This window comes from Actinoplanes philippinensis (assembly GCF_900113015.1).
Taxonomy (GTDB): domain Bacteria; phylum Actinomycetota; class Actinomycetes; order Mycobacteriales; family Micromonosporaceae; genus Actinoplanes; species Actinoplanes philippinensis.
In genome coordinates, this window is record NZ_FONV01000002.1 from 202992 (window position 1) to 229178 (window position 26187).

Below are 26187 nucleotides of genomic sequence, written 5' to 3' on the forward strand. Positions count from 1 at the left end.
TCTCCTGAAAAAGTTTCCCGAGCTTTCAGTGGCCCATTCCGAGGCCACCGTCGACCGGCAGCACGGCGCCCGAGATGTAAGCCGCACTGTCGCTTGCCAGGAACGTGACCGCCGCGGCGACCTCGTCGGTGGAGGCGAGACGCGCCGCCGGGACGGCCTTGATGATCTCGGCCTTGCGCGCGTCGGACAAGACGGCGGTCATCTCCGTCTCGATGAAGCCGGGGGCCACCACGTTCGCCGTGATGTTGCGGCCACCCAGCTCCCGCGTGATGCTGCGGGCCATGCCGACCAGGCCGGCCTTGCTCGCCGCGTAGTTCACCTGGCCGGGACCGCCATACAGCCCGACGACCGACGAGATGAAGATGATCCGGCCCCACTTGGCGCGCAGCATCTTGGCGCTGGCCCGCTTGGCGACCCGGAACGCGCCGGTCAGGTTGGTGTCGATGACCCGCTCGAACTGCTCCTCGCTCATCCGCAGGAGCAGGGTGTCGTCGGTGATGCCGGCGTTGGCGACGACCACCTCGACCGGGCCCAGCTCGTTCTCGACAGCGGTGAACGCGGCGTCGACGGCCTCCGAGTCGGTGATGTCACACTGCACGCCGAACAGGCCCTCGGGCGCGCCGGAACCACGGTGGGTGACGGCCACCCGGTCGCCCTGCTTCGCGAAAGCCTGGGCGATGGCCAGGCCGATACCGCGGTTTCCTCCGGTCACCAGAACGGTGCGAGCCACAACACACTCCATTCGACAGGCTTCACTCACTCAGGGTCACAGGAGCTCCCTGAAGAGCGAGACTATCGGCCCGCCGTCCCACCCCCGAGGGACGGTCCCGCCGACTTACACCCCGTTCAGTGCCGGGCCGATTTTCTTAAGTTGCGTTAAATGAGCCCGCGCCTGTGCTGCGGTTCTTTCCGCCTGGCCCGGCGATAAGCCAGACGAAGTCGGCGCCGGTTCGGCGGGCGATTTTCTCGCATACCTCGGTGTACTTCCGGGGCATGGCGCCGTTCTCCCAGGTGCCCCAGGATGCGGGCGGGAGGCCGCACTCCTTGGCGGCCTCCTTGATGTTCCATTGCATGCGCTGGCGGACCAGGGCGAGGCGGGCGCCGAAGGTGGTGTCGTCGACGGTCCATCCCCCGCCGGTGGTCCCCTCGTTCGCGGGCGAGGGCTCCCCATGCACGGCTGTCATAGGGCACAGCTTACGGGGCATGGCACAGATCGCAATGCAATGGACAGAGACTGGCATGAATAGCCAGCAACCTGTGCTTGACACAGGTTCTTGCTGTGGACCATGATGCTGTGCATGACACAGGTTCCCCCGCAAGAGACAGCTTCTAAGCCGGAGCTCCTCACGGCCAAGGAGGCCGGGGAGGCACTGGGTGGCGTCAGCGACGAGACCGTGAATCGCTGGGCGCGTGACGGGCGGATCGCCTGCATCACGCTCCCGTCCGGTCAGCGGCGCTTCCGGCGCGAGGTCATCGACGCGATCCTCGCCGGCAACACCGCGGCCTGATGTGGCCGTGGAGACGACCCGGGCCGACGCATCCGGCACCTTCCGGTCCGTCGACACCTCGCCCGCCGTCCGGCCCGAAACGGCCGTGGTGGCTGCCGAAGCCGAAGTGATCGCCGACGACCTGGAGCCGTGGTTCGGCCAGGTCTCGCGCTGGTGGGTCGGTGAGGTCCCCGGCCTCGGCGTGATGCGCCTGCCGCTCCCCTGACATAGATCGCGCCGCCCGGATGCCACCGGACGGCGCGGTGCACCGGACAGAACTCCCCGCGAAGAAAGGACGTCCAGTGACTACCCAGACCGTACCTGAACCGGAAGAGATCCCGGTCGCCAAGCTGACGCGCGGCACCTGGATTCAGGCGATCGACGAGGACGGCTGCGACCACGGCGAGGCCGAGGTGCTGCACGTCGAGGCCTACCAGGGCTCCGCGGTGATCCTCTACCGCCCGCGAGGCCTCAGCGACCCCCGGGCCAGCTTCTTCGACAACGCGACTCAGACGGTGCCCGTGTTGTCCGCCGAGCGACTGGCCGAGGCGAAAGCCGCCGCAGAGCGCGCCGAGCGGATCGCCGACATCCGGGCTTTCGCCGACTTCCTGGAGCAGCACCCGGCGCTGCCCGTGACCAACATTCGAATGCAGGCGTCGCTCAACCCGCACGGTGACGTCTGGAACAGCGGCGCCGAGGGCGTGGCCGAGGTCCGGCGGCTCGCCGGACTGTTCGACGGCAAGGTCATGCAGGACAACGAGCACATCACGGCGACCCGCGAGGTCGGGGCGACCGAGTACGTCATCGTGGCCTGGCACAAGGCCGGGCGCCCGGCCGAGCCGGTCGTCGAGGACGAGCGGTGCGAGACCTGCGGCGAGTCGATGCGGGAGATCCAGTCCGGGAGGCTGGGCCATATTCCCGGCGAGGCCTGCGCTCCGGTCGACGACCTGGGCTTCGGTTACTCCCGTGAGCAGGATGACCCGACGCCGGTGTCGCCGGCGCGTGGCGGTCCGGTCCAAACGGGCGGCGTGGTCGACGGCGGCCAGCTGGTCGACGAGACCCCGGTCGGGCACTACGAGGTGCGCGGCTGGAAGGGCGACGGGCCCGGCGAGTGCGGCGTTGAGTGCGCGTGCGGGGAGGCCACGTTCGACGGCTTCGACTCTCTCGCCGAGGCGAGTGCGCAGCTGGCCTTCCACATCGAGGCGGCGACGTCGCCGACCGGCCTGACCAAGGCGGCCGACGAGTCGCGTGGCCCGCTGGCCGGCACCACGCCGGTCGTCACCTACTTCTCGTTCGGCTACGGCCAGATCGACCGGGACAGCGGCCGGGAGCTGGTCGGCCGCTACGTGACGGTGGTCGCGCCGACGTACGACGGGTGCCGGGAGGCGATGTTCGCCAGCCGGTACGAGAACCGCTGGTCGTTCGACTACCTGGCGGGCCGGCCGTCGACGACCGAGGTCGTGTCGCGGTGGACCGAGCATGAGGTGATCGTTGCGCCCGGCACGGACCCGGCGCGGGCCGAGGCCGCGTTGAAGGCCGCGGCTGAGCTGCTGGTCGTCGAGCCGGTGAGTGAGGCCCGCTGATGGGCCTGCATCGCGGCGAGGCCGCCCGCACCCCGGCCCCGATCCACCACGTGCCCGAGTTCCGTCAGCCGACCGCGTGCGGCATCGCCTGGCCCGACCTGCCGTTCCTCGACCTCGCGACGACTGACCGCCTTGAGGTGACCTGCGACGCCTGCAAGACGCGGTTGGCGGGCGGGTTCCGGGTGCTGCGGACGCTGCCGTCTCCGGCCGGGCCGATCACGATCGCGTCGGAGTCGATCGACCGTGAGACGGCGATGGCCCGCTTCGACGAGATGGTCGGCTGGGGCATGGACCGGGTCCGGGTGGTCCGCGAGCAGGACTACCAGCCCAGCGAGGCCTCCCGGTGAGCGCCCGCCGGCCGCTGTGCGCGAACCCGGAGCTGCTGGTGCTGCTCGCTCAGGCCGAGGGCTGGACCTTGAACGTGCCGGAGCAGTGCGAGAGCCCTGCCTACCACCGGGTGCTCCTCGCGATCCGGCAGCGCGGGCGGATGACCGTCCATCAGGCGGACCTGTGCGTGTGGCACGCGTTCGTGGTGGTCGAGCGGAACGGCGGCCGGATCCTCGGCGAGCTGGCGACCGCTTCCCCCTGATCTTCCCGACCGGGCGGCGCAGGTCCCCTGCCATTCGCGTCGCCCGCCATTGGCCGGACCCGCTCGGACTCGGGTCCGGCCCCCGGCCCGGGGCGCTGATCCCGCCAGGCAGCGCCCCGGGCCACCCCAGACCTCACCTCCTCGCCTTCTCCTCACCGGGAGCCACCGATGACCAGCACCACCACCCAGCCCCGCTGGGTGATCGACCTGGAGGACACCGTGCGGTTCACCACCCCGGACTTCCCTGAACTCACCACCCGAGACCTGTCCGCCTACCGCAGCCGCCCGCCGGCGTTCCGTCGCCCGGAGGCGACCGGTGAGATCCCGGTCGTCGCGCCGGACCCGGAGCAGGAGCGGTTCAACCGGTTCTTCGCCGGCGCGCTCGACCGGGAGCTGCCGGCGGGCCGTCACCGCAGCAGCGGTCAGCCCGGCCTGCTCGTCCGCCTGGCCCGCACGCTGCTCCGCCTGGCCGGTGTCCGGTGAGCGGCCAGCCGAACGCCGAGCTGGCGTACCGCGTCCTCGACCACATCGACGCCCACCCCGAGCAGCACGACCAGGGCACCTGGATCAGGTTCGACACCGACTGCGGCACCGTCGCCTGCTTCGCCGGATGGACCTGCCTCCTCGCCGGTGACACCCCGGCCACCCCGGTGATCACCCTCCACAACGAGGTCTCCCGAGTCACCGTCGTCGAGGACGGCAACGACGACCACGCGCACGACCGGAGCGTGAAGTACCGCGCTGCCGAGCTGCTCGGCCTCTACTCCGGCGAGTGGCGGCAGCTGTTCTACGTGGGGAACCGTGCTGCCCTCGGCCGTGTGGTCGCCGAGATCTTCGGCCCGCGCCCGGACGACACCGGCGGCTGCCCGCCGGGCGGCTGCATCCCGAACTTCTGCGTCGGCGCGGACGACTGCCGCCGCGAGTACGACAGCAACGGCGACGTCATCTACGACGAGGACGACCTCCCGCCGAACGCCGGGTCTGCGTCATGACCGCCGCCGAGCCGCTCTACTACGAGCACTTCGCACATCGTCCCCTTCCGTGGCCGGAGCACCTCGGCCGCTGGACGTGGCGGATCACCGACGGCATGGGCGGCCGAACCCTGATCGAGGGCACCGCGCTGACCGAGCGCGGCGCCGCCCGGAAGCAGGCCGCGGCGTTCGCCAGGTGCCAGCAGCGGGCCCCGTACACGCACGAGCCGCGGCACCCGCTGACCTCGGCCGAGCTGGCCTGGATCAACACGGTCCTGGACCTGGCCGGCATCCCGGTCGAGGTCCAGACGTGCGGCACCGCGGTGGTCGTGACGCCGCAGAGCAAGCTGACGACCGAGCAAGAGGTCCGGGCGCTTACTGAGGTGCTGGACCGCACGGACGCCCCGGTCCGCTGGGCAGGTGTCGCATGACGTCCGCCGAGCAGATGCCGTTCACCCTGACCGCCGACGAGCAGGCCGACGTCGAACGGCGGGTCGCCGAACTCCACGAGTGCGGCTACGCCACCGTCGACCAGCACGTCGACCGCGACGGCACCGTGCTGAAACCAGGCCGCCGGATCCGGCACGCCGGCCACCGGTACGTCGAGGCGATCCTGCGCGGTACCGGCTACATCGTCGCCGTCACGGAGAAGCCGGACTCGGCATGGTCGCGGGTCTACGGGATGCCGGACGTCGAGATGGTGACCGTCTACGACACCGACCACTTCGGTGGCCGTCTGGCCACGGTCGCTCAGTACCACGTCGCGGTGGTCGAGGCGGGCGAAGCCCGATGACCGAGCCGCAGACGACGACCGGACGGCGGGTTACACCCACCGCCGTCCGGGTCCTCCCCGCCGACGCCGACCGCGACACCTGGCTCACCGCCCGCCGCGCCGGGATCGGTTCCTCCGACGTCGCCGCGATCCTCGGCGCCGCCGACTACGCCACCGCCGTCCACGTCTACCGCGACAAACGCGGCCAGCTCGTCGACGACGCCGGCGAAGCCGCGCTCTGGGGCCACCTCCTCGAGGAGCCCGTCGCCCGGGAATGGGCACGCCGCCAGCGGTCGGTGATCCAGCGCGTCGGCCTGGTCGCCCACGCGGAGGAGCCGTGGCGGATGGCGACCCTCGACCGGCGGGTCCTGGAGTGCCCGCTCGACCGGTCGGTCCGGACCGCGTGCGCGCTGGAGGTGAAGTGCCGGTCGGCGTTCAAGGCCAACCGGTGGCGCAGCGATGTCCCCGACGACGTCCTCGCGCAGACGGTGTGGCAGATGTCGGTGACCGGGTTCGATCACGTCCACGTCGCGGTGCTGCTCGGCGGGAACGAGCTGAAGCTGACCGTCGTCGAGCGCGACCAGGCGCTGGAGGCGTTTGTCCTCGGCGAGGTCCGCCGGTTCCGCGACGAGCACCTGCTCGCCGGTGTCGAGCCGGACTGGGACCTCAGCAAGGCGCAGGCGCTGATCGACATGGACTCGCTGATGCACCCGGTCCGGGTCGGCGAGATCGGAATCGCGGACGTCGGCGAGGTCATCGAATACGCCGAACGGTCCGCGGCCAAGAGCGCGGCGACGAAGGCGCTGAAGGAGTCGAGCGCCACGCTGCGACGTCTCGCGGCCGGCGCGCGGACGGTGACGTTCGGCGGCGAGCTGGCCTACGAGTACAGCCCGGTTACCCGGCGGGACGTCGACCTCGACCAGCTGAAGGCGCGCTGGCCGGAGGCGTACGCCGCGGTGGTGACCGAGAAGACCCACGACCAGATCCGGATCGCCAAGGAGTTCCGGCAGACCCCTGGAGGTAAGGCGTGAGCCTGCGAGAACGGGCCGCGGCGGCGGCCAACGGGCACGAGACGCCGGCGGCCGGGCTGGGTGACGGCCCGGCCCGGCCGGCCATCACCACGGCGCCGCTGGAGGACATCGAGTACACCGGCGCGATCACCGACGCCGAGAACGTGCCCGTGCAGGTGGCGTGGGCGCGGGTGATGGCCGACGTCCAGTCGGTGTCCAAGGGCGACCAGCGCTCCGACACCGGCGGCCGGTACGCGTTCCGCGGCGTCGACCGGGTCGTCAACGCGGTCGGCCCGGCGTTGCGCCGACACGGGGTGCTCGTGCTTCCGACCGAGATCCTGTCGGTCGAGTACAAGGAGTCCCGGACCACGAACGGCAAGGTGATGCAGGACGTCACCGTGCGCGTGGAGTGGACGATCTTCGGGCCGAAGGGCGACGCGCTGCCGCCGGTCCAGTCGGCCGGCCAAGCCACGGATACCAGCGACAAGGGCACCGCCAAGGCCATCTCGGTCGCGCAACGGGTGCTGTTCCTGACCGCTCTGCACATTCCGACGCAGGACCCGGACGTCGACCGCGGCCACGAGCGCGGCGAGCACGCCGGGCCGACGCCGAATCAGTACCGGGACGAGATCGTCGACCCACGGACGTCGCTCGGTCGGTTGCGGCAGATCCGGACCGAGTTGCGCCAGCACGGCCGGGGCGGGGTGCCGGTGGTGAACGAGGTCGGCGACGAGGAGCCGCTGCTGGCGTTGTGCGAGCGGATCGGCCTGCAGCGCAGCGAGGCCGGTGAGGGCCGATGAGCGCCGACCTCGTCTCCCCGTTCACCGTCGCCGACTTCAACGCCGACGACGCCGGCGTCCTCGCCAGCCACCTCCGGGCGCTCGCCGACCCGGCCCGGCTCCGGATCCTCGGCCTGCTCCGCCAGCACGGGCCGATGGCCGGCCGGGACCTGGTCCCGCTCCTCGGCCTCGCCCAGCCGACCGTCTCGCACCACCTCGGGATCCTGCGGGACGCCGGCCTGATCGAGGACCGGCCGGAGGGCCAGCGGGTGGTTCGGGTGCTGTGCGTCGATGCGATCACGGTGTTGGCGACGCTCATCAATCCGAACGTCGGTTCGAACGGCGGCGGTCGATGATCCGGCCGCTGCGGGCGGTCGCCCTCGATCTATCGACGGCGGCTACCGCGATCGCATCGACGCATGCCTCGACTGGTGAGCCGCGCCTGTCGGTCCGCACCATCGACAGCGCCAAGCGTCCGCTGCACATGCAGACCGACATCATCGACATCCAGGTCCGGCAGGCCTGCGGATTCGGGTCCGGGAACCGTCTTCTCGGCGAGGGCTGGGCGGACCTGGTCGTCATCGAGGGCACGTTCTCCCGCCAGTCAGCGTCGGACTACCCCCTGCACCACATCCGGGCCTGCGTGACGCAGTGGCTTGCCCGGCAGGGGATCCCGTACGTCGATGTCGCTCCGGCGACGGTGAAGGTCTACGCGACCGGGTCCGGTGCAACGTCGGGCGCGAACAAGGTGACCAAGGACAAGGTCATCGCGGCGGTGATCGCCACGTACGGGCGGCTGCTGCACATCCCGCCGACGGACGACAACTGTGCGGACGCGGTGGCCCAATTGGCGATGGGTCTCGATGCGTACGGGCAGCCGCTCGCTCCGGTGCCGGACTCGCATCGACGGGCGTTGAACACGGTGAAGTGGCCGAAGCTCGATCTATCGATGGCGGGTGTCCGGTGAAGCCGCTCGGTAACCGCGGCCCGGTCGTCGAAACCGTGTCGCCGCCCGCCCCGAACCCGGCCGTGCTCCTCTCGCGGATCGCCGAGGTGGACCGGCTGACGGCGGTCAACCTGCTCGCCCAGTCGGACCTGTACGCCGACGACCGCAACGGCGAGCTCGTCGACCTGCTCCTCGACATCCGGCGGGCGCTGTGTCTGCCGGCGGCCGGGGTGTCGGTGCCGATCGTGCCGGGCCGGTCGTCATGAGCGAGCGGCTGTGCGTGTGCGGGCATCCGCAGGGCCGGCATCTGCTGGCCCGCCGGGACTGCAAGTCGTGCCGGGACTGCACCGCGTTTGAGGCGGCCGCCGTGGTGGCGCTGGATGTCACCGCGCTGCTCGCCGAGGTCGAGGGCGACGCGTCGCGGGAGGCCGACCTGGCCGCCCGGCTCGCGGACGTTGAGCGGCAGCTGGCCGAGGCCCGCCGGCAGCGCGACGCCAACATGACCGCATCCGCCGACGCGGCCCGGAAGCTGATCGCCGAGCGCGACGGCGCGGCCGAGCGCTGGGCCAATGCGCGCGAGGAGATCGAACGCCTGACCGCCCAGCTCGGGCAGGCCGAGGACCGGTGCCGCCAGATCCAGGACGAGGACCTGCCCGAGGCGATCGCCACCGCCACCAAGGAGCTGCAGGCGGAGCTGGATCTAGCACGCCTCACCGTCGGCGACCTGCGGCAGCACGAGATCACCCGGGCCCGGCTCCTGCAGGAGCGCGGCGCCGAGGTCACGTCGCTGCGGGACCGGCTGAAACAGGCCGAGGAGTACGCCCGCGATCTCCAGGACCAGCTGCCCGCCGGTGAGCGGCTGTACGACACCCACGTCCGCTACCTGTGCCCCGTCTGCGGCGGCCGGTACCGGGAGTTCCACACCACCCATCCGTGCGCCCGGCTCGTGCCGGTGCGTGTCCGCATCACCTTCATCGAGGAGTAGCAGCGAATGACCACGCCCACCACCGACCAGCCCACCGACTTCGAGATCCGTAAGGCCGCGCTCGGCCTGGCCGTCGACAGCCTCGACGTGGAGACACAGCCGAGCGAGGACGAGGTGCTCACCCGGGCCGCCCGGTTCGAGACCTACCTCCGTGGCAGCGAGACCGCGAAGCCGGAGCCCGCGGAGAAGCCGGAGACGCGGACCTCGTTCCCCGGCGGGTGTGGCGAGCCGGGCTGCATCGCGTGCAGCCCCGGCGGGCTCATGGACGCCATGTTCCCCGAGTTGCGGCGCACCGCGCGCTGATCCGGACCGCCGCCGCGCGCCCGGCAGGGCGTCGCCCCTTTCCGACGGGGCCAGCTGGAAGCGCGGGTTCGAGTCCCGCCGGCGGCACGCACCACATCCCTTCGAGCAAGGAGCACCACCGCGCATGGACGCTGTGAACCTGTCCGGCACCTGGAGCAAGAAGACCAGGCCGAACAACGGCCTCACCAAGGTCGCCGACCTGATCAACGACAACCGCACCACCCGCGTGCCGATCGTCGGCTGGGTCGAGTTCCACCAGTACACCGAGGTCGCCACCGGCAACACCCTCACCGTGGCGCTGCCGGTCGTCGAGGCGGTCGTCGACGCGGAAGGCAACGACACCCACGGCTGGGGCAAGTCGGTGATCGAGATGATCGACGCCCTCCGCAAGGAGCGCGGGCTGGGCACGGCGGACGACGTGCCGCCGCAGTCGGGTGCGCAGCTGGAGGGCCAGCAGTCGTTCGACTTCGATGGCCCGGACGACGGTGAGCCGCGCCGGGTCGGCGAGGTCCGGATCGGCCCGGACGGCGAGCACACGGTGCCGGAGGCCTCCGGCGAGGAACTGCTCGCCGAGGCCGAGGAAGCAAGGGCGGCCGGTGTGCCGGCGGCGGAGTTCTCCGGCGGCGACCAGTGATCGGCCTGGACGGCGCGCCCGACGCCGACATGAACATCCGCGCCGCCGCCCTGGAGCTGGCGGTCAACGCGTACGAGCCGGACGAGGTGATGGTCGCGACGCCGGGCGCGCGGGTGCTGCCGGCGGCCGACGAGATCGTCGAGACCGCCAAGGTGTTCGAGGCGTACCTCCGGGGCGCGGACAACGAGGAGCCGGATAGCGAGACGCCCGAGCACCCCACGATGTTCGGCCCTTTCGATGACCACCTGGGTAAGTGCCGGTCCTGCCGGAACCTGGCGGCGGTGCTCGGTATCCCGGTGCCGCCGTGGATGGGTGGTCGCTCCGGTGGCTGACCCGATCGAGCTGGAGCAGACCGACGTTCGGCTCGGTCTGCTCCGTGACGTGGCCGACGGCAAGGTGGCCGACGACGCCGACTTCACGCCGCGGCTGCACGTCGACGGTGAGGAGCCGGTCGACGTGCGGCAGGGCGTGTGGGAGATGGAGCGGGTGCGCTGGGTGGAGCAGCCGTTCACGTCTCGGGCGTGGCAGGTGACCGCTCGTGGGCGGTCCGTCCTCGAGGAGGCGGGCCGTGGCTGACGCCAAGCGGGCCTACGAGCCGCTCACGTGCCCGATGCCCGAGTGCGACGAGTACCTCAACCTCTCCTTCGAGCACTACGTCGACCTCTACCAGGGCAGCCTCGACGATCGCCAGCCGCTGATGCCCACCGACGGCGACGTCGGGACGTGGAAGGTCGAATGCATCGTCGGCCACGTCGTCCTCGTGCCCGGCGAGCCGGGATGCATCTGCGAGGACGACGACTGCACGTGTGACCGCGATCCGAGCGAGGAGGTTCGGACGTTCCGCGCTTCCGACGCCGATCGGCTGCGGGCGCTGCTCGACCGGATGGGCGGCCGGGATGCGTAGGCGTCTGCGGTTCGCGGTCGCCCGGCTGCTCGCCCGTATCCCCGGCGGCTGCCAGCAAACCGTCTGGCTGTGGGCCAACCGGCGCACCCGCCGCCCGTGGGCGCGCGTGCAGCCGGGATGCCGGGAGTTGGCGGTCCGGTACGGCTGGTGCCCGTGCGGCACGGTGACCGGTCCGGATCAGGTCGAGCTGGGTGCGGCCATGCGCCGTCACCCGGCCGGCCGGGCCCGAGGCGGTGAGAACCGGTGAGCGACCGCATTCCGTTCGACCGCCTCGGCTACGACGACCAGGACGCCATCCGGTCGTGGCTGCGCGACCACCGCGTCAACCCGGACCGCGTCCCGATCGACGCCGTCCCCGAGTTCGACCCGGCCGCCGGCGAGTGGCGGATCCCCGTCTACTGGCACGACCAGTCCGGCCACATGCGGCTCTGCGACGACAGCCACACCGTGCGCACGCTCGTCGTCCGACGTCGGGAGTTGCGGCCGCTGCCGTGGCCCCGGGTCCGGCTCCACCTGCAGTGGGTTCCGGGCGAGTCGACGATCTCGATCGGTGGCGTCGACCTGACTCCGTACGTCAGCGACGTGCAGTTCGGGCGAGGTGGTGATGGCCGTGGCTGAGCACGAGAAGCCTGCGATCGCTGAGGCGTTCACCGTCCTCCGGAAGGCGTGCGACGAGCTGCTCGCCACCCTCGACCGCATCGCGGCGAAGGAACGGGCCGACGTCGTCTACATCCCGCCGGAGTACCCGCTGGAGATCGCCCTCAAGAAGGGCCGCGCCGGCGGGTTCGCCCGATCCGCCGAGATCGCCCACCAGCTGCTCGACGGCGAGGTCACCTCATGAGCACCGGCGAGGTCCTGCTCCTGGTCATCGGCGCGATCTTCGTGGCCGCACTGCTCTCCGGGGGGTCGAACCGTGGGTGAGAGCATCACGACCCGCCTCGACGAGCCGTACAACCAGCAGCCCGAAACCCGGGCCGCCGCCGTCCGCGTCCTCACCCGCACCGGCAACGCCGACCTCATCGAGATCCTTGGCCTCGACGACACACCGCCACCGCCGGACCCGGTCCGCACCGGCATCAACATGGGCGGCGGCAGCCTCCGCTGCTCGAAGTGCAGGCAGCGGACCCGCGCCGACGGCATCTGCCGGCGCAAGACCCGGTGCGGGGAGTCGTCATGACCGGACCCGAGCCGGTCTGGGACATCGCCAACTGCCGCAGCTGCGACGCCGAGATCATCTGGGCGACCAGCAGCGGCGGCAAGGCGATGCCCGTCGACGCCGCGGTGTCGGAGGACGGCAACGTCGAGCTGTCGTTGCAGCCGGGCCTGTTCGTGGGCCCGGTCGCGACGGTGATTACCGGGCCGACGCTGTTCCCGAAGCCGATGCGGAAGGCGCACTTCGCGACCTGCTCGGCCGCCGATAAGTGGAGGCGGAAGTGATCGCGCCGATGACCGCGGCCGCCGCCGGCTGGGTGTACGCCGAGGTCCTCACGCCGGCCTACCGGCGGGCCGTCGGCGCCGAGGGCCGCGGCAAGGACGAGGACCAGCTCGGCACCGCTGCCGTCCGCGTCTGCCCGTGCCAGTGGGGCCCGTGCGGCCGATGCAAGGACCTCGGGAACCACGACCAGTGCACCACCAAGGTCGGCTTCGCCGGGCAGCCTCCGGTCTCCTCCTATGGCTGGGTGCACAACGCCTCTGGCGCGCTGGTCCTCCTGTGGTCGCAGGCGCTTGGCCGGCGCGTCCATGTCGAGGTGTGGCCGTCCGGCACGCCGTGTGCCTGGCGGTGCCCGTGCGACTGCCCGGCCGTCGATCCGGAGCAGGCCTTCGAGCAGCTGGACCTGTTCGCGCTGGCGGGAGGTGCCCGGTGATCCCGGTGACCGCCGAGATGGTGCGGGCCTACTGGGAGACGTATCCCGGCGAGCACGTCGGCACGCCCGACGACGTCCGCCAGGCCCTGGTCGCCGTGCTGGCCGTGGCCGAGCGCAACCTCCGGCCGGCGTCCGGCCCGGACCGGTGCTCCGCCTGCGGCCGGACCGCCCGGCACCTCACCCCGGTCACCGAGCTGGTCGACGGCCAACCCACGGTCGTCCAGCGGCTCGGCCCGTCCTGCCACAGCCGCTACCTGCGCGCCGGGTCTGGCGGCCAGGTACTCCCGATCGGAGGCACCTCGTGAAGCCGTTCACCGGACCGCCCACCGAGGTCGACGGATGCGCGTACTCCGTCGACCTCGACCAGCCAGCATGCAATGACACACCAGCCGTCCACATCGCCGCGCTCGACCGAGGCTGGGGACTCGTCGCCTTCTCCGCCTGCGCGGTGCACGCCGACATCGCACGAGCCGCCGCACCGCCGGTCAGCGAGCACCAGTACGGACCTCACTGTCGCGCGGGACTGTGCTGGGTGGATGCCGAGGTGACCCTGTGACCTTCGACTGCACCTGTGACCCGGCCGTCGTGTTCGATCCGCCCAACCGGACGCCTGTCGCCGTCGCCGACTGCACCGCCCACCTCGTGCGCCGGGCCGTCCAGCTGTGGATCCGGCGGGCCGAGCCGGAGACCACGTTCGGATGGCGGTGCGTGGAGCATCCCGGGCCAGCCGAATGCGCCGCCGCGACCACCTGCCGGATGCGCCCGATCGGAGGCGACCAGTGAGCGACGTCGACGACTTCGAGGACTGGAAATACGACGACCTCTACGACGACTTCAACGAGCCAGACGAGCCGGAATGCTGGCACCCCCGAAAGCAGCGGTGCACGTGGTGCGGGCCCCGGCCCGGCCGGACACACCGCCGCGACGCCCGCCGCTGGCAGCAGCACCGCCGCCAGTGGCGCAAGCTCCGGCGCCACGCCCGCGACCGGTTCTGGCGAGCCCGGAACCCGGCCGTCTTCGACGAGGCGCCGTTCTGATGCCCCCACGTCAGCGTGTCTACGACCGGGCCGTCCTCATCGGCTACGACGCCGTCAGCGGCATCGAATGGGACCGCTGCCTCCGCAACGGCCTCTCCGTCGGCATCTGCCCCCGCTGCCAGCACCCCCTCAAGCCCGGCCAGCCCGAAGAGATCGGCCGGACCGTTTGGTACCCGGCCACCTGCCGCTCGACCAGCTGCACCTACGAGACCACCGCCCACGGCCCCCGGCAGCATCTACAACACGGGGAGGTGGGCGCTGTGACGCTCGTCTTCGCTGGCGACAACACCAACGCCGCCGACGTCAACGCGATCGGTGTGGTCGCCCGCGCCGTACGGACGACCGCGAAATCCGGCATCACCAGCGAGGCCGGCTATCTGCGGCTGGACGACATCCCGGTGCTGGGCGGCTACGTCTACCGGATCATCACCTCGTGCCTGACGCTCGACTCGACGGTCGACGGTGAGGTCGGTGCGGCGCGGATCCGGGTGGCGCAGAACGCGGCCCCGGGAACGCCGGCCACCACGGCGAGCACGCAGATCGGGATGATGCGCGACTACCAGGACGCGAACGCGCAGGCCGCGCTCACCCCGCTGGTGACCGATTATTTCGCGCCGTCCAACGGCTACCTCTCGGTGCTACTGACCGGCCAGCGGGTGACCGCGCTCGGCACCTTCCAGATCTTCGCGAGCGCCACTGAGCCGTGCCACCTGATCGTCGAGTGCACGGGCAAGGACCCCGGTGACACCGGGGTTTCGTTGTAGGAGGGGAGGCTGGGATGGCCAGCTGGATTCTGGTGCCGTGTCTCGACTGCCTACGCGACGAGCTGAACCTCATCGCGCCGAACCGCGACAAGACCACGGACGGCACGATCGGCGACGCTGCCCACCAGCAGCACGTCTCGGACCACAACGACGACGAGGTCGGCAAGGTCCCGATCCGCGACGCCGACTCCAAGCACGAGGTCCACGCCGTGGACCTGGACGCGGATCTGCGGACCCCGGGTCTGACCATGGAGATGGTCGTCCAGCACATCGTCGCCCGCTGCCGGTCGGGCGCGGAGAAGCGGCTGCGGTACGTGATCTACAACCGGCGGATCTGGGAAGCGTCGAACGGCTGGAAGCAGCGCGACTACGACGGCGACTCGCCGCACACCGAACACGCGCACTTCAGCGCGTCGTACGAAACCGCACACGAGGCGTCGACGGCGTCGTGGGGCCTGGACGAACTCAAGGGGGAAGACGACATGCTGGTGCGCAAGGGTGACAGCGGCGAAGAGGTCAAGTTCTGGCAGTTCGTCCTCGGTGACCTGGGCTATGGCCCGGTCCTCGGGACGGTGGACGGCGACTACGGCCCGAAGATGGAGGCGGCCGTCAACGCCCACCGCAAGGCACTGGGCCAGAACAGCATTAGCTACATCTCCGGCTACCACGGGTTCGCGATGCTGCGGGAGATGATGAACCGCCGCGCCGGCAAGGCCGGTCCGGCGGGGCCGGCCGGAGCGCCCGGCCCGCAGGGTTCGCCGGGCCCGAAGGGCGACCCGGGTCCGGCCGGTGAGCTGACCGGCACGCTGACCGTGACCGGCGGCCAGCTCACGGTCGAAGCCCAGTGACCGGCGACGCCTACGAGCCGACCCTCGGCGAGGTCGCCCGGTCCGTAAACCGGGTCGAGAGGGAGATGCAAGCCGGGTTCGCCGCGATCCGCCGCGAGATCGCCGGCCTCAGCTTCGTGCCGGCGCCGGTGTACGCCGCGGACATGCTGGCGTACCGCGACCGCGTCCAGCGCCTCGAAGACGACCTCGAAGAGGAACGCAAGGAGCGCCGGGAGACCGAGAAGACGGCGCAGCAGCGGTCCTGGCAGGCCACATGGTCCGTGAAACTGGCAGCGATCGGCATGCCCATCACCCTGATCACCTCGGTGGTCGGTGCCCTGATCGTGTCGGGGCTGAAGTAGCCCGTCAGATCGGCCAGGGCCGGGACAGCCGCCACGCCCGCTGCCGGTCCGCCACCTCGGCGTCGGCGCCGGCCGCCCGGTAGAGGTCGGCCATCGGCTGCAGGTGGTCCCAGCCGCCGCGCTCGATCGCGGCCAGCACGTTGCCGAGGGCGATCCCGTAGACCACCGGGTCGGTGGCGATCGCGTGGAGCTCGGCGACGGCGTGCTCGTCGACGGGCCGGCCGAGCCCGGACAGCAGCCGCTCGGCGTGGCCGGTGACGGCCGCGACCGCCATCCGCTGCTCGCGGGACAACTCGGCCCCGAACGGCGTTCTCTTCATCCTGCTCCACCTCCTCGAGGAGTCCATCATGGCGATCGGCTCTCTGGCCGACCTGCGGCCGGGCGACATCATGTTCGCCCCGATCGGGGGCCTGGTCCCGGGCGTGTTCCCGGTCGGCCTCGGCCAGCTGGCGCTCGGCGAGGTGTTCCGCGTCGGCCGACTGTCGGTGCGGCACGTCGGCATCGTGGTCGAGGCGATGGACGACTGGAGCGGCGAGCCGGACCTGCGCACCGGACCCCGGCTTGTGCAGGCGATGCCCGGCGGTGCGGAGGAGATTGACCTGTTCACCGGCACGCACTGGACGCCGCGGCACGCGTACCTGAGGCTACCGGAGGACTACCCGGGCCAGGCCGCCGACGCCGCGGCGATTGCCCGGCACATGGTCGGCACCCCGTACTCGTTCGGGTCCTACGCGGCGCTGGCCGCCTGGCGCTTCGGGTTCAAGGCGAAACGGCTGCAGGCGTGGATCAACCGGAGGCATCCCGCCGTCAAGGTCCCCGGGCTCTCGGCCGAGATGATGCTCGTCCCGGGCCTGCAACTGCCGGTCGAGGCGATCTGCTCCGTGCTCGTCGACCAGGCGTGGACGCTCGCGGGCAAGGACGTCATGCCGAACACCGCCGAGCAGGCCGTCACCCCCGGCGCCCTCGCCAACCAGCTGTGGCGCACCCCCGGCGCGATCTGGGGCCTACCCTGACCGAGCCTCGTCAGCGGCGAGCCGGGCCACGTCCGCCAGACTCAGCCGCGGCGTCCCGTCCTCGTCGACGAGCGCCAGCTGGCCGTCCGGCACCTCGACGTTGCCGCGCCGCTGGTGCTCGACCACCCGGACCAGCCGGGCCGTGATCCGCTCCTCCAAGTCCATCCGCCGACCGTAGACCAGAACCAACGAGCCGCGCCCCGCCCTGTGGACAAACGTCCGCGGGGCGGGGCGCTTCGTCGTATCCGGGGCTACGGCGTGCCGGTCGGATCCGGCACCGTTGACCCGATCACACCGAGCCCGCCCACAGTGAAGAAGATCAGCACGGCCGGGATGACCACCAGATAGCCGAGAATCAGCCCTGCCACCGCCATACCTCGGCCTCCGCGGGAACCGTCCTGGGTCTCTTTCAGCCCGATGTGGCCGGCGACGACCGCCAGGATGCACGGGATACCGATCGCGCACCAGCCGCCGAACAGGCCGATCAAACCGAGCACCAGAGAGGCTGCCGCCCACCCGGAAGTCGGCGCGACCCTGATCATCGGCGGCTGGGCGTACTGCTGCTGGGGGTAGGGCTGGGGCGCGTACTGCTGGGTCGGAGGGTAGTAGCCGGCCGGGGACTGCGGCTGCTGCGGGTACTGCTGGGGCGGGTATGGGCCGGGTGAGACTGGTGGCTGCCGGTAGTGGCCGTGGTAGGGCGGCGGGTACGACACGAACTCTCCCGGGTCGGTGATCGGCGGCAACTCACGAGCATGGTTGCTGACGGCCTGGCGGGGCCAGTGTGGACGGATGATCAGCGACGAAGTCCGGCCGAACGGCGGACCCGTAGCTGCTGGCCCAACCGCTCGTTGACGTGGCATACCATCGACGGTGGCGGCCGGTGTCTTGCGGCCCGGCCGCCACCACCCTGACCGCAAGCAGGGGACGTGACATGCCAGACCTGGTCGACTTTGCAGCCAAGCTCCGCGAGCTACGCGATGCCCGCGGCCTGTCCGTGCGCCAGCTCGCCGACCGCGCCTACATCAGCAAGTCCTACATCGGCATGCTGGAACGCGGCACCCGGCCACCCACATCCCAGATCGCGCAGCGCCTCGACGACACCCTGGAAGCCCATGGCCAACTCGTCGGGATGGTCGACAGCGCAAAGCCCGCGCCACCCGCTGTCGCCGACCTGAATGGGAAATCGGCCGTCGACCTCGCCGAGCCGATGGGCGCCAACGACATCGAGCACCTCCACGAGACCGTCCGGCACCTGGTCGCCCTCGACACCGCCCACGGATCCGCCGGCCTGCACATCACCGCCCTCGCCGCGTTCAACGCCAATAGGGATCGCCTCGCCCGGGTCGGTGCACGTAACCCCGACCATGCCGACGTGCACGCCGCCGTTGCTGAGGTCGGCGAGGTCGCCGCGTGGCTCGCCTACGACAGCGACCAGCAAGAAGACAGCCGCCGTGCGGCCACCGAGGCGCTGTTGATCGCCCAGCGAGCCGGAGACACGAGCATGGCCCGCTTCCTGTCGTCGCATCTGTCGATGCAGGCCACTTACCTGGGGCAGGGCGCCGAGGGCCTCGCGATCGCAGACCAGGTGATCGCCGAGCAGCCCCGCTCGAAACGAGTGGTCGGTCTGATGCGGGTCCGCCGGGCTCGGGCGCTGGCCCGGCTCGGCGACGGCCAGCGGGCGCTGGCCGAGTTCAACCTTGCCCGGCGGGAGCTGTCGGGGGGTATCGGCCCTGACGACCCGGGCTGGACGTGGTGGCTGCACACCGCCGAACTGGCCGTGCACGAATCACGGATTCGGTCGCTGGCCGGCGACGGCCCCGGCGCGGTGGCCTGGTCGGAGCAGGCCGTGCAAGCGCTGCCGGCAAGGCAAGGCCGTGACCAAGTTCTGTACCGGGCATGGCTGATCTCGGACCTGGTCGACGTACACGGCTGGCGTGAGGTCGATGACGTGGTGGGCCAGCTGCTGGACACGGCGGCCGCGGGCTCGTCGGCGCGTGTGCCTCGGATTTTGCGTGCCGCATCTCGGCGGGCGAGCCGGGCGTCGGCGCCGTCATGGTTGGTCGATTCGCTGCACGATGCTGTGGAAGCGTCAAGCCAAGCCACCTGATCGGGGCGTCCACAGTTTGTGGACGCATCGGGCGCTTGTGGACGCTGCTGTGGACGCGTTTGTGCTGTTCAGTGCGCTGCCTCCGGGTCACGATCGTTGCAGCGGCGGCGGGCGCCGAGGCCCCGAGAAGGCTCATGCCCGTCGCCGCCCCAGATCGGCGGCGGGCGGACTCGTGACCGCTCGCCGCCCCGGAACCTTCCGGAGGCTGACATGCTCATCGAGGTGATGCGGCACCTGCTGTGGCGGCGGCGGGTGCGCGCCGTGCACGCGTGGCGCGATGCCGAACGCGCGGAGTATCTGCGAGCCGTCAAGCGGATCACCGCGGTGGCGCCGGTCGGCATGGGCACGATCCGCCGGCCGCGATCGTGAAGGCCGGTGAGACGCCCGCACTCATCACCCCGGCCCCGGCGCCGATGCGCGGCGAGACGATCCTCATTCGGCGCCCTGGCGCGCCGGACATCCGCATGCGGTTCATGCAGCTGAACACTGTGAACCCCGCCCCGGAGCCGGGCTGGCTGTGGCTGTACGGCGAGATCCTCGAAGGGCTGCCGACACCCGCGGGCTGGACGCACCAGACGCTGTACGCGCGGCCCGTCGAGCGGGGCGTTTACGAGATGACGGGTGTACGCGGATGACGGCTCCGGACGGTCTTCCGTGGCACGCCGCCGATACGGCCACGTGGGACTGCCGCACATGCGGATACCCCTGGCCGTGCGAGACCGCCCGCACCAGCCTGTGGGAAACCGCGGACCGGCGTTCCGATCTGCTGCTCCGCCTCGCGAGCGACCTGGAGGAGGCGGCACTCGTCCTCGACGAGCCGGACCTCTACCAACGATTCGTCGGCTGGGCACGCAGGCCCGGCCGCAAGCAGGAAGGTGACACCCATGGAGATCCCGTACAAGGGCATGATGGTCAACCCGCTGGAGCTGGCCGACGCCACCTGGACGAAGAGCACCAAGTCGACCCCCAACAGTGACAACTGCGTGGAGGTCGCGTTCGTCGGCGAGGGGGTCGCGGTCCGCGACTCGAAGAACGTCAACGGCCCCGCGCTGCTGTTCACCCCGGGCGAGTGGGACGCCTTCGTCGGCGGCGCCAAGGACGGCGAGTTCGACCGGAAGAACTGACCACACCGCACGACGGCGGCCGGGGGCGATGGGCGCTCCCGGCCGCTGGCCTACTCGCTGCCCTCGGGATCCTGGGCGAGGTCGCTGCGGTGCTCCCGGATCCACTTCTCGACGTCAGCAGTTCGCCACACCTTGCCCATGTCGAGCTCGTCGTAGGGGTCGGGGAAGCCCTTGCGATTGATGAGCTGCTGCACGCGTGACGGTCCGACGCCGAGGCGGCGGCCGATCTCGCCGGCTCCCATGAGCCGTCCTGTGCGCATGCTTCGACGCTATGGGCATGAGTGCTGGGGGTGATGACTGAGAGAGGTGACTGTGTCAGATGGCTGTCAGAAATGACATTGTCGAGTGACCACCCTTCCGGAGTGTCCGAGTGGCCCGGATGTGACAACGTTTCATATCCGACTTTCGGACACCTGATCGAAACATTCGGTTGCGATACCGCTACTTGGGGTAGCAATCGACGGTAGTTGCCGCTGAAAATGATCCCCCTCGGGGCCTCATCGCCGCAGGTCACAAGGCCGAGACAGGCCTGCGGCGACCGGTAACGATCAGAGGGGAGATCAACCGTGGCCAACACCGAAAACCGTCCGCCCGAAGCCGCTGTCGTCTTCGTGCCCATCTCGAAGGGAGACATCACCGCCCACTACTTCGGCCAGTGCATGACCCACTGCACGGAAGCCGGGTACACCTTCGCGGGCATCGTCCGCACTTACAAAGACGGGCTGCGCATGCTCGCCGACGGGACCGCACAGGTCCTCATCGCACGCCGCGACAACGTCGACCCCCGCGGGCCCCGGGTCGAATTCGTCGGCGACGGCAACCAGCTCGCGATCCGCCCGGTACGGCCGGGCTCCCCCGCCCACGACCGGGACCGCCGCCCCCGGCGGCTCCGCCGCGAGTAGTCCTCCCCACGTGAAAGCGCCGCCCACCTCGGCAGGGAGGTGGGCGGCGCTTTCCACGTTTCACAGGCCAGCGACGGCGCTGGCGAGCGCGCCCTCGGCAACGTCGACGTACCGCTGCGAGGTGGCGATGCTGGAGTGGCCAAGCAACTCCTGCACGGCACGGATGTCGTGGCCGGACGTCTGGTAGGCGCGCGTGCCGAATCGGTGCCGGCCCATGTGGTTGTGGAAGCCCGGATAGCCGAGCGTCTTCAGGTGCGCCCGGACGCCGACCGAGATGCTGTTCGGAGTCATCCGCATCTTGGTACGGGCGCCGACCATCAACGGCCCGGCCGGCATGCTCTCCACGCGCTCCCAGATGTACGGGTGGGTCGGCACGTCGCGGTACTTACCGCCTTTACCCCACAACCGGGTGACCCGGCTGGTGACGTGTTCGCGGTCGAGGCGGGAGATCTCGATGCACCGCAGGCCGCCGTACGACGACAGGTCGATCGCCAGCGCCCAGGGCGCGGCTGCCCGCGCCCGGATGTCGGCGAGCGCCTCCTCGGGCCACGGCTTCGGCCGGCCTGGTGGTGTCGGAATGTTCGGCAGGCGGACGGTGGTGTCGTAGTCGATCCATCGTTCGGCGACCGCCCAGCGGACGTAGCCGCGAACGATGGCGATGTAGTTCGAGCGGGTCGAGGCGCTGCGGCCGGGCCGGCAGATCCAGGCGCGGATCTCGTCGGTGGTAGAGCCGAGGATGCCCGCCTGCAGGCCGAGGTCCATGCGCCGCAGGATGGTCTCGTAGTGCTCGAGCGAGTTCTCGCCGAGCGGGCGGATGCCGAGGGCTCCGTCTTCGCGGAACTGCAGGTAGTCGCGGATCGGGTCGATGTCGGTGTCGTCCATGATCGCCTCCTGCTCTCGATCCTGGGCGACGGCGGTCATCGGGGCATCGGCCGATCACCCGGCCGACCGAGCGGCCGGAGTGCCTTGGGGCGCCGCTGGCTCACCGGAATGGCTGACACGGGTCGTACGGAATCCCGGCGTCCGCCGGCGTAGGGGCCGATTCGGGGCCGGTGGTCATCCTTTCGTCCGTTTGAGTGACCCGATGGGGTAGTCGTGGGCAAAGTTGCGATTAAGGAGTACGCTCCCAAACGGTTCCCAGGCCCGACGAGCTACGGAGGTGATCGCTGTGCGAGATAGCGATCCTCCCAGTCGTGGCCGGGACGCTCGTCAGCGTTTCTGACCGCTGACCAGACGACTCCCCATCCGTACGCCCACCGGCGTCCCGCCGGCCTTTTCGCGTGCGATGGTTTCCGGCCGCGAGTGACCCAGCGCCCTTTGCTCAGTCGCCAGCGGAAGACGGTTCACCATGCGTAACTTCGTCGCGCCTCTCGGTTTCACCCTGCTCTCGGCGTGGGTCGTAGTGCTCTTCGTGCTCGCCCACAACACTCCGTGACCACGACACCGTGATCACGGCAGTCTCGACGTCCACAACAAGCTCGTCGCGGCGCCGGCCAGCCCCAGCAGCAGGCCGATCGCGGCATACCACTGCGTCACCTCGCGTGGCTCGGTCCGGTGCCCGATCGAGCTGCCCATGTCCTCGTAGACCTGCTTCAGCTCGCTGACCGACGCCGCCTCGTAGAAGTAGCCCTTCGTCTGCTCGGCCAGATCCTGCAGCGACAGCCGGTCCACCGGCACCCGCTGCACCGAGCCGCGAATGTCCACCACACCCGTGTCGGTGCCGAACGCGATCGTCGACACCGGCACGTTGGCCTGCGCCGCTGCGGTCGCCGCGTCCTCGATCGACCGCCCCGACGTGCGGTAACCGTCGGAGAGCAGCACGATCCGGGCCGGCGGGGCGCCGTCCGCGCCGTCCGACGGGACCGTCCGGATCGCGTCCAGCGAGGTGAAGACCGCCTCACCGGTCGCGGTCGCCTCGGCCAGCGTCAGCGCGTCGATCGCGGAGAGCACCGAGGACCGGTCCTTGGTCGGGGCGACCAGCACGTTCGCCGCCTTCGCGAAGGACACCAGGCCCAGGTTGTAACTGGGTGGCAGCTCGTTGACGAACGCCTTCGCCGCCTCCTGCGCCGCCTCGATCCGGCTCGGCTCCACGTCCTCCGCCTGCATCGACAGCGACACGTCGATGGCGAGCATCACCGTGGCCCGTTCGAGTGGCTCCTCGGTGTCGACCGACGGGCGGGCCGTCGCCGCCGCCAGCGCGCCCAGCATCAGCAGGAACGCGGCCGCCGACACGTGCTTGCGCCAGCCCAGGCCCTTCGGCGCCAGCGTGCGCAGCAGGTCGACGTTGGTGAACCGCATCGCGTACTGCCGCTTGCGGAACTGCCGCCAGACATACGCCCCGGCCATCGCCAGGACCGGCAGCAGGGTCAGCAGCCACCACGGCTCCAGGAAACGGATCATCGTGTGGTCCCTCGGGTACGGGCGTGGCGCGAAGCGGCCACGAAGCGGACCATGTCGAGCAGCCAGTCGGTGTCGGTGCGCAGCCGCAGGTGGCTGGCGCCGGCCGCACGCAGCGCACGGGCGATCGCGGCACGCTGCTCGCCGGCGGCCTGGGCATACCGATGGCGCAGTTTCGCGTCCGACGTCTGCACCTCGTGCAGCGCGCCGGACTCCGGGTCGGCGAGGGTCAGCACCCCGACATCCGGAAGCTCCAGCTCACGCGGGTCGACCACCTCGATCGCGAGCACGTCGTGGCGCACCCCCAGCTTCTTCACCGGGCGGGCCCAGCCCTCCACCGGCGCCAGGAAGTCGGAGATCACCACGGCCACGCCGCGCCGCCGGGGTGGCCGGTTCAGCATGTCGATCAGAGCGCCCAGGTCGGCGCGGCCGGGGCGGATCCGAGTCCCGGCGATCGCCCGCAGCAGGCCCTGCGCCTCCTTCCGGCCGGGCCGCGCGGGCAGGCGCAACACCGGGGCCGAGGGTGGTGGCTCGGCCGCCGCGGCCGCCTTACGGCGCCACCAGCTCCCGGACGACCCCTTCGCCGGTACGCCCGAACCGGTGCCCACCACAGCGCCTATCCGGTTGCCGCCCCGGACGGTGAGATGAGCCATCGCTGTGGCGGCCGCGATCACCAGGTCCCGTTTCAGCCATTTCGCCGTGCCGAAGTCAAGGCTCGCCGACAGGTCCACGGCCAGCCAGGTCTCCAGCTCGCGGTCGGCGACCGTCCGGCGCACGTGCGGCATCGTGGTACGGGCCGTCACCGGCCAATCCATCCGCCGCACGTCGTCGCCGGGCCGGTACTCCCGGGACTCGCCCGCCTCGCTGCCCGGGCCCGGGAGCAGCCCGGCGTAGTCGCCCTGCAGCAGGCCGTCGAGCTTGCGGGTCACGAGCAGCTGCAGCTTGGCCAGGACGGCCTCGGCCCGGGCCGCCTCGTCGGGGGCGACGGGCGTCACGCCGGCCGGCGGGGTCATGACTGGCTCGGCCAGCCGCCGGAGCCACCCGGCTGCGGGGGCCGGCTGTCGAAGGTGGCCGGGACGCCGCTGGTCGGCTGCGCTCCGGACGAACCAGGCGCCCCGGCCGGACCCGGCGCTCCGGACGAGCCAGGCGCTCCCGGCGCTCCCGGGGCTCCCGGGGCTCCCGGGGCTCCGGACGGACCCGGGACTCCGGACAGGCCAGGCGCTCCCGGGCCTGCAGGGAGTCCGGACGAGCCAGGCGCTCCCGGGGCTCCGGACGGACCCGGGGCTCCGGACAGGCCAGGCGCTCCGGAGGCTCCGGACGGGCCGGAGAAACCGGACAGGCCGGTCGGGGCGGGGGCTCCGGGTGTGCCCGCCCCGAACTGGGCGACGGGTGGCTGGCCGGAGGCGACCGGGGTCAGCGGGCCGGGATGGGCCGGGATCGGCTGGCCGGGCGGGCCGAAGACCGGCTGGCCCGGCTGACCGGGCTGGCCCGGCTGACCGGGCTGGCCCGGCTGACCGGGCTGGCCGCCGCCGGGGTGGCCCGGGTGGCCCGGCACGGCCGGTGGGGCGGTCTGGCCGTTCGGGGAGCCCTGGCGCGACGACACCTGCGGCGGCGGGACCATCTGCATGATCCGGGCCACGATGTGGTCGGCCGGGATGTCGTCGGCGAGCGCGTCGTAGCTCAGGACGAGACGGTGACGCAGGATGTCCGGCGCGATGTCCTGCACGTCCTGCGGGAGCGCGTAGTCACGGCCGCGCAGCAGGGCCAGGGCGCGGGTGGCCCGGACGATGCCGAGCGACGCGCGGGGGCTCGCACCGTACTGAATGAGCTGGGCCACGTCGGGCATGCCGTGCTGGGCCGGGGCACGGGTCGCCAGCACCAGACGGACCGTGTAGTCGACCAGGGCGTTGTGCACGAACACCTGGTCGGCGCGGCGCTGCAGGGCCAGCAGGTCGGCCGGGGTGAAGATCTGCTTCGGCTCGGGGGCGCTCACCCCCATCCGGTAGACGATCTCCCGCTCCTCGGCGTCGGTCGGGTAACCGACCAGGATCTTCATCAGGAACCGGTCACGCTGCGCCTCGGGCAGCGGGTAGACGCCCTCCTGCTCGATCGGGTTCTGCGTGGCCATCACCAGGAACGGGTCGGGCACGTCGTAGCTCTTGCCCCCGATCGACACCTGATGCTCGGCCATCACCTCGAGCAGCGCCGACTGCACCTTTGCCGGAGCACGGTTGATCTCGTCGGCCAGCAGGAAGTTGACGAACACCGGGCCCAGCTCGACATCGAACTGCTCGGTCGACTGCCGGTAGATCCTCGTGCCGACGATGTCCGCGGGCACCAGGTCGGGCGTGAACTGCACCCGCGAGAACGTGCCGCCGACCACCTTGGCCAGCGTCTCCACCGCGAGGGTCTTGGCCACGCCGGGCACACCCTCCAGCAGGCAGTGGCCGCGGGCGAGCAACGCCACGAACATCCGCTCGACCATCCGGTCCTGGCCCACGATGACCCGCTTGACCTCGAACATGGCCCGCTCGAGCTGCGACGCGTCCTGCGCGGGCGGCACCGGCGCGCCGGCGTCGGCGCTGGTCTCGGTATCGGGCGTGCTGGGCTGCGCCACCGGTCCTCCACAACGGTCGAGAAACGCCGGCTCTTCTACGCCGACTGTCAAGACTTACACGACAGACAACAGCACCCGGCTGGGAGGTTCCTAAGAACCCCACGTCCGTACTGCACGGCAGCATAGGGACCGCTGTCGTCATCCGGACGTCATCATCGCCGGATTCAGATGTCTTCGCAGCCCAGGATGCCATGGGCCGAAGGTGTGGA

The 26187-nt window shown here is 71.0% G+C and carries 48 protein-coding genes, 1 tRNA gene and 1 pseudogene; 40 read left to right on the plus strand and 10 right to left on the minus strand.

From position 1 onward, the window contains the following. Positions 1-25: 25 nt before the first annotated feature. Together fabG and BM290_RS04365 are read right to left on the minus strand one after the other, a co-directional pair. Positions 26-730, minus strand: coding sequence for a 3-oxoacyl-ACP reductase FabG (fabG, locus tag BM290_RS04360; RefSeq protein ID WP_093610242.1), 705 nt, complete (start codon positions 728-730; stop codon positions 26-28). 136 nt (positions 731-866) lie between these two features. Continuing rightward, entirely contained in the window at positions 867-1184 is a 318-nt protein-coding gene (locus tag BM290_RS04365) for a helix-turn-helix domain-containing protein (protein ID WP_093610244.1), read from the minus strand. Positions 1185-1298: 114 nt separating this feature from the next. Here BM290_RS04365 and BM290_RS04370 point away from each other — a divergent pair, with 114 nt between their 5' ends. The 34 genes from BM290_RS04370 to BM290_RS04530 all read left to right on the plus strand — a co-directional run bounded on the left by BM290_RS04370 (position 1299) and on the right by BM290_RS04530 (position 15818). Next, entirely contained in the window at positions 1299-1508 is a 210-nt protein-coding gene (locus tag BM290_RS04370; RefSeq protein WP_093611179.1) for a helix-turn-helix domain-containing protein, read from the plus strand. A gap of 7 nt (positions 1509-1515) precedes the next feature. Then, a complete protein-coding gene (locus tag BM290_RS04375) occupies positions 1516-1713 on the plus strand; it encodes a hypothetical protein (protein WP_143133611.1) in 198 nt (65 codons plus the stop codon). Positions 1714-1789: 76 nt separating this feature from the next. Further along, entirely contained in the window at positions 1790-3070 is a 1281-nt protein-coding gene (locus BM290_RS04380) for a hypothetical protein (RefSeq protein WP_093610248.1), read from the plus strand. Beyond that, a complete protein-coding gene (locus tag BM290_RS04385) occupies positions 3070-3417 on the plus strand; it encodes a hypothetical protein (protein ID WP_093610250.1) in 348 nt (115 codons plus the stop codon). Before BM290_RS04380 ends, BM290_RS04385 begins: the two co-directional genes overlap by 1 nt. Beyond that, positions 3414-3659: a hypothetical protein gene (locus tag BM290_RS04390; RefSeq protein ID WP_093610252.1), complete on the plus strand. Its 246-nt coding sequence runs from the start codon at positions 3414-3416 to the stop codon at positions 3657-3659. The genes BM290_RS04385 and BM290_RS04390 overlap by 4 nt, the downstream gene beginning before the upstream one ends. Before the next feature lie 168 nt (positions 3660-3827). Then, positions 3828-4142 (plus strand): hypothetical protein, encoded by a 315-nt coding sequence (locus BM290_RS04395; protein WP_093610254.1) that lies wholly within the window; start codon positions 3828-3830, stop codon positions 4140-4142. Continuing rightward, positions 4139-4651: a hypothetical protein gene (locus tag BM290_RS04400; protein ID WP_093610256.1), complete on the plus strand. Its 513-nt coding sequence runs from the start codon at positions 4139-4141 to the stop codon at positions 4649-4651. The genes BM290_RS04395 and BM290_RS04400 overlap by 4 nt, the downstream gene beginning before the upstream one ends. After that, positions 4648-5061 (plus strand): hypothetical protein, encoded by a 414-nt coding sequence (locus BM290_RS04405; RefSeq protein ID WP_093610258.1) that lies wholly within the window; start codon positions 4648-4650, stop codon positions 5059-5061. Before BM290_RS04400 ends, BM290_RS04405 begins: the two co-directional genes overlap by 4 nt. Continuing rightward, entirely contained in the window at positions 5058-5423 is a 366-nt protein-coding gene (locus BM290_RS04410) for a hypothetical protein (RefSeq protein ID WP_093610260.1), read from the plus strand. Before BM290_RS04405 ends, BM290_RS04410 begins: the two co-directional genes overlap by 4 nt. Then, positions 5420-6433 carry a YqaJ viral recombinase family nuclease gene (locus tag BM290_RS04415; protein WP_093610262.1) on the plus strand — a complete coding sequence of 338 codons (1014 nt, stop codon included), beginning with the start codon at positions 5420-5422 and terminating at the stop codon, positions 6431-6433. The genes BM290_RS04410 and BM290_RS04415 overlap by 4 nt, the downstream gene beginning before the upstream one ends. Beyond that, positions 6430-7212, plus strand: coding sequence for an ERF family protein (locus BM290_RS04420; protein WP_093610264.1), 783 nt, complete (start codon positions 6430-6432; stop codon positions 7210-7212). Before BM290_RS04415 ends, BM290_RS04420 begins: the two co-directional genes overlap by 4 nt. After that, positions 7209-7547: an ArsR/SmtB family transcription factor gene (locus BM290_RS04425; protein ID WP_093610266.1), complete on the plus strand. Its 339-nt coding sequence runs from the start codon at positions 7209-7211 to the stop codon at positions 7545-7547. The genes BM290_RS04420 and BM290_RS04425 overlap by 4 nt, the downstream gene beginning before the upstream one ends. Next, positions 7544-8158, plus strand: a complete 615-nt coding sequence (locus BM290_RS04430) for a RuvC family protein (RefSeq protein ID WP_093610268.1) — start codon at positions 7544-7546, stop codon at positions 8156-8158. Before BM290_RS04425 ends, BM290_RS04430 begins: the two co-directional genes overlap by 4 nt. After that, entirely contained in the window at positions 8155-8403 is a 249-nt protein-coding gene (locus tag BM290_RS04435; protein WP_093610270.1) for a hypothetical protein, read from the plus strand. The genes BM290_RS04430 and BM290_RS04435 overlap by 4 nt, the downstream gene beginning before the upstream one ends. Continuing rightward, entirely contained in the window at positions 8400-9122 is a 723-nt protein-coding gene (locus BM290_RS04440; RefSeq protein ID WP_093610272.1) for a hypothetical protein, read from the plus strand. The genes BM290_RS04435 and BM290_RS04440 overlap by 4 nt, the downstream gene beginning before the upstream one ends. 6 nt (positions 9123-9128) lie before the next feature. Next, positions 9129-9425 (plus strand): hypothetical protein, encoded by a 297-nt coding sequence (locus BM290_RS04445; RefSeq protein ID WP_093610274.1) that lies wholly within the window; start codon positions 9129-9131, stop codon positions 9423-9425. Positions 9426-9433: 8 nt separating this feature from the next. Then, positions 9434-9512 (plus strand) — tRNA-Gly (locus BM290_RS48075). A gap of 37 nt (positions 9513-9549) precedes the next feature. After that, positions 9550-10059, plus strand: a complete 510-nt coding sequence (locus BM290_RS04450) for a hypothetical protein (RefSeq protein WP_093610276.1) — start codon at positions 9550-9552, stop codon at positions 10057-10059. Continuing rightward, a complete protein-coding gene (locus tag BM290_RS04455) occupies positions 10056-10391 on the plus strand; it encodes a hypothetical protein (RefSeq protein WP_093610278.1) in 336 nt (111 codons plus the stop codon). The genes BM290_RS04450 and BM290_RS04455 overlap by 4 nt, the downstream gene beginning before the upstream one ends. Continuing rightward, a complete protein-coding gene (locus tag BM290_RS04460; protein ID WP_143133612.1) occupies positions 10384-10635 on the plus strand; it encodes a hypothetical protein in 252 nt (83 codons plus the stop codon). Before BM290_RS04455 ends, BM290_RS04460 begins: the two co-directional genes overlap by 8 nt. Continuing rightward, positions 10628-10963: a hypothetical protein gene (locus BM290_RS04465; protein WP_093610282.1), complete on the plus strand. Its 336-nt coding sequence runs from the start codon at positions 10628-10630 to the stop codon at positions 10961-10963. The genes BM290_RS04460 and BM290_RS04465 overlap by 8 nt, the downstream gene beginning before the upstream one ends. Continuing rightward, a complete protein-coding gene (locus BM290_RS04470; RefSeq protein ID WP_093610284.1) occupies positions 10956-11210 on the plus strand; it encodes a hypothetical protein in 255 nt (84 codons plus the stop codon). The genes BM290_RS04465 and BM290_RS04470 overlap by 8 nt, the downstream gene beginning before the upstream one ends. Then, positions 11207-11581 carry a hypothetical protein gene (locus BM290_RS04475; RefSeq protein WP_093610286.1) on the plus strand — a complete coding sequence of 125 codons (375 nt, stop codon included), beginning with the start codon at positions 11207-11209 and terminating at the stop codon, positions 11579-11581. The genes BM290_RS04470 and BM290_RS04475 overlap by 4 nt, the downstream gene beginning before the upstream one ends. After that, positions 11574-11804 carry a hypothetical protein gene (locus BM290_RS04480; RefSeq protein WP_143133613.1) on the plus strand — a complete coding sequence of 77 codons (231 nt, stop codon included), beginning with the start codon at positions 11574-11576 and terminating at the stop codon, positions 11802-11804. Before BM290_RS04475 ends, BM290_RS04480 begins: the two co-directional genes overlap by 8 nt. A 72-nt stretch (positions 11805-11876) precedes the next feature. Further along, positions 11877-12140 (plus strand): hypothetical protein, encoded by a 264-nt coding sequence (locus BM290_RS04485; RefSeq protein ID WP_093610290.1) that lies wholly within the window; start codon positions 11877-11879, stop codon positions 12138-12140. Further along, positions 12137-12400, plus strand: a complete 264-nt coding sequence (locus BM290_RS04490; RefSeq protein ID WP_093610292.1) for a hypothetical protein — start codon at positions 12137-12139, stop codon at positions 12398-12400. Before BM290_RS04485 ends, BM290_RS04490 begins: the two co-directional genes overlap by 4 nt. Continuing rightward, on the plus strand, positions 12397-12828 hold the full coding sequence (locus BM290_RS04495) for a DUF6248 family natural product biosynthesis protein (protein WP_093610294.1): 432 nt from the start codon (positions 12397-12399) through the stop codon (positions 12826-12828). The genes BM290_RS04490 and BM290_RS04495 overlap by 4 nt, the downstream gene beginning before the upstream one ends. After that, on the plus strand, positions 12825-13133 hold the full coding sequence (locus BM290_RS04500) for a hypothetical protein (protein ID WP_093610296.1): 309 nt from the start codon (positions 12825-12827) through the stop codon (positions 13131-13133). The genes BM290_RS04495 and BM290_RS04500 overlap by 4 nt, the downstream gene beginning before the upstream one ends. Further along, positions 13130-13384: a hypothetical protein gene (locus BM290_RS04505; RefSeq protein ID WP_093610298.1), complete on the plus strand. Its 255-nt coding sequence runs from the start codon at positions 13130-13132 to the stop codon at positions 13382-13384. The genes BM290_RS04500 and BM290_RS04505 overlap by 4 nt, the downstream gene beginning before the upstream one ends. Then, entirely contained in the window at positions 13381-13611 is a 231-nt protein-coding gene (locus tag BM290_RS04510) for a hypothetical protein (RefSeq protein WP_093610300.1), read from the plus strand. The genes BM290_RS04505 and BM290_RS04510 overlap by 4 nt, the downstream gene beginning before the upstream one ends. Continuing rightward, on the plus strand, positions 13608-13865 hold the full coding sequence (locus BM290_RS04515; RefSeq protein WP_093610302.1) for a hypothetical protein: 258 nt from the start codon (positions 13608-13610) through the stop codon (positions 13863-13865). The genes BM290_RS04510 and BM290_RS04515 overlap by 4 nt, the downstream gene beginning before the upstream one ends. Further along, a complete protein-coding gene (locus BM290_RS04520) occupies positions 13865-14629 on the plus strand; it encodes a hypothetical protein (protein ID WP_093610304.1) in 765 nt (254 codons plus the stop codon). The genes BM290_RS04515 and BM290_RS04520 overlap by 1 nt, the downstream gene beginning before the upstream one ends. Positions 14630-14643: 14 nt before the next feature. Next, on the plus strand, positions 14644-15477 hold the full coding sequence (locus BM290_RS04525; RefSeq protein ID WP_093610306.1) for a peptidoglycan-binding domain-containing protein: 834 nt from the start codon (positions 14644-14646) through the stop codon (positions 15475-15477). Beyond that, complete coding sequence (locus tag BM290_RS04530; RefSeq protein WP_093610308.1) at positions 15474-15818, plus strand: hypothetical protein; 345 nt, start codon at positions 15474-15476, stop codon at positions 15816-15818. Before BM290_RS04525 ends, BM290_RS04530 begins: the two co-directional genes overlap by 4 nt. A 4-nt stretch (positions 15819-15822) precedes the next feature. Here BM290_RS04530 and BM290_RS04535 read toward each other — a convergent pair whose 3' ends face one another. Beyond that, positions 15823-16137 carry a hypothetical protein gene (locus tag BM290_RS04535; protein ID WP_143133614.1) on the minus strand — a complete coding sequence of 105 codons (315 nt, stop codon included), beginning with the start codon at positions 16135-16137 and terminating at the stop codon, positions 15823-15825. 28 nt (positions 16138-16165) lie between these two features. Between BM290_RS04535 and BM290_RS04540 the strand changes: the two genes are divergently transcribed. After that, positions 16166-16831 (plus strand): hypothetical protein, encoded by a 666-nt coding sequence (locus tag BM290_RS04540; RefSeq protein ID WP_143133615.1) that lies wholly within the window; start codon positions 16166-16168, stop codon positions 16829-16831. Here the strand turns inward: BM290_RS04540 and BM290_RS48080 are convergent. Beyond that, positions 16823-16996 (minus strand): hypothetical protein, encoded by a 174-nt coding sequence (locus BM290_RS48080; protein WP_177319577.1) that lies wholly within the window; start codon positions 16994-16996, stop codon positions 16823-16825. The two genes, BM290_RS04540 and BM290_RS48080, sit on opposite strands and share 9 nt — an antisense overlap. 86 nt (positions 16997-17082) lie before the next feature. Further along, positions 17083-17574, minus strand: a complete 492-nt coding sequence (locus BM290_RS04545) for a DUF4190 domain-containing protein (RefSeq protein ID WP_093610314.1) — start codon at positions 17572-17574, stop codon at positions 17083-17085. A 188-nt stretch (positions 17575-17762) separates the two neighbouring features. Between BM290_RS04545 and BM290_RS04550 the strand changes: the two genes are divergently transcribed. From BM290_RS04550 to BM290_RS04565, 4 genes are all read left to right on the plus strand, one after another. Beyond that, a complete protein-coding gene (locus BM290_RS04550) occupies positions 17763-18938 on the plus strand; it encodes a helix-turn-helix domain-containing protein (protein WP_143133617.1) in 1176 nt (391 codons plus the stop codon). Positions 18939-19148: 210 nt separating this feature from the next. Next, entirely contained in the window at positions 19149-19307 is a 159-nt protein-coding gene (locus BM290_RS48085; protein ID WP_177319578.1) for a hypothetical protein, read from the plus strand. Beyond that, positions 19304-19573: a hypothetical protein gene (locus tag BM290_RS04555; RefSeq protein ID WP_093610318.1), complete on the plus strand. Its 270-nt coding sequence runs from the start codon at positions 19304-19306 to the stop codon at positions 19571-19573. The genes BM290_RS48085 and BM290_RS04555 overlap by 4 nt, the downstream gene beginning before the upstream one ends. Before the next feature lie 249 nt (positions 19574-19822). Further along, a complete protein-coding gene (locus tag BM290_RS04565) occupies positions 19823-20062 on the plus strand; it encodes a DUF397 domain-containing protein (protein WP_093610320.1) in 240 nt (79 codons plus the stop codon). Between the two features lie 50 nt (positions 20063-20112). Here the strand turns inward: BM290_RS04565 and BM290_RS04570 are convergent, their stop codons facing one another. Beyond that, positions 20113-20322, minus strand: coding sequence for a helix-turn-helix transcriptional regulator (locus BM290_RS04570; RefSeq protein ID WP_239143378.1), 210 nt, complete (start codon positions 20320-20322; stop codon positions 20113-20115). Between the two features lie 306 nt (positions 20323-20628). Between BM290_RS04570 and BM290_RS04575 the strand changes: the two genes are divergently transcribed. Further along, on the plus strand, positions 20629-20964 hold the full coding sequence (locus tag BM290_RS04575; RefSeq protein WP_093610324.1) for a hypothetical protein: 336 nt from the start codon (positions 20629-20631) through the stop codon (positions 20962-20964). A gap of 60 nt (positions 20965-21024) precedes the next feature. Here BM290_RS04575 and BM290_RS04580 read toward each other — a convergent pair whose 3' ends face one another. The 4 genes and pseudogenes from BM290_RS04580 to BM290_RS04595 all read right to left on the minus strand — a co-directional run. Continuing rightward, entirely contained in the window at positions 21025-21885 is an 861-nt protein-coding gene (locus BM290_RS04580) for a tyrosine-type recombinase/integrase (RefSeq protein ID WP_093610326.1), read from the minus strand. 528 nt (positions 21886-22413) lie between these two features. Next, positions 22414-23364 carry a VWA domain-containing protein gene (locus BM290_RS04585; protein WP_093610328.1) on the minus strand — a complete coding sequence of 317 codons (951 nt, stop codon included), beginning with the start codon at positions 23362-23364 and terminating at the stop codon, positions 22414-22416. Continuing rightward, on the minus strand, positions 23361-24374 hold the full coding sequence (locus tag BM290_RS04590; RefSeq protein WP_093610330.1) for a DUF58 domain-containing protein: 1014 nt from the start codon (positions 24372-24374) through the stop codon (positions 23361-23363). The genes BM290_RS04585 and BM290_RS04590 overlap by 4 nt, the downstream gene beginning before the upstream one ends. A 497-nt stretch (positions 24375-24871) precedes the next feature. Continuing rightward, positions 24872-25978 (minus strand): annotated as a pseudogene (locus BM290_RS04595) (AAA family ATPase); the annotation flags it as partial. Positions 25979-26187: the final 209 nt, after the last annotated feature.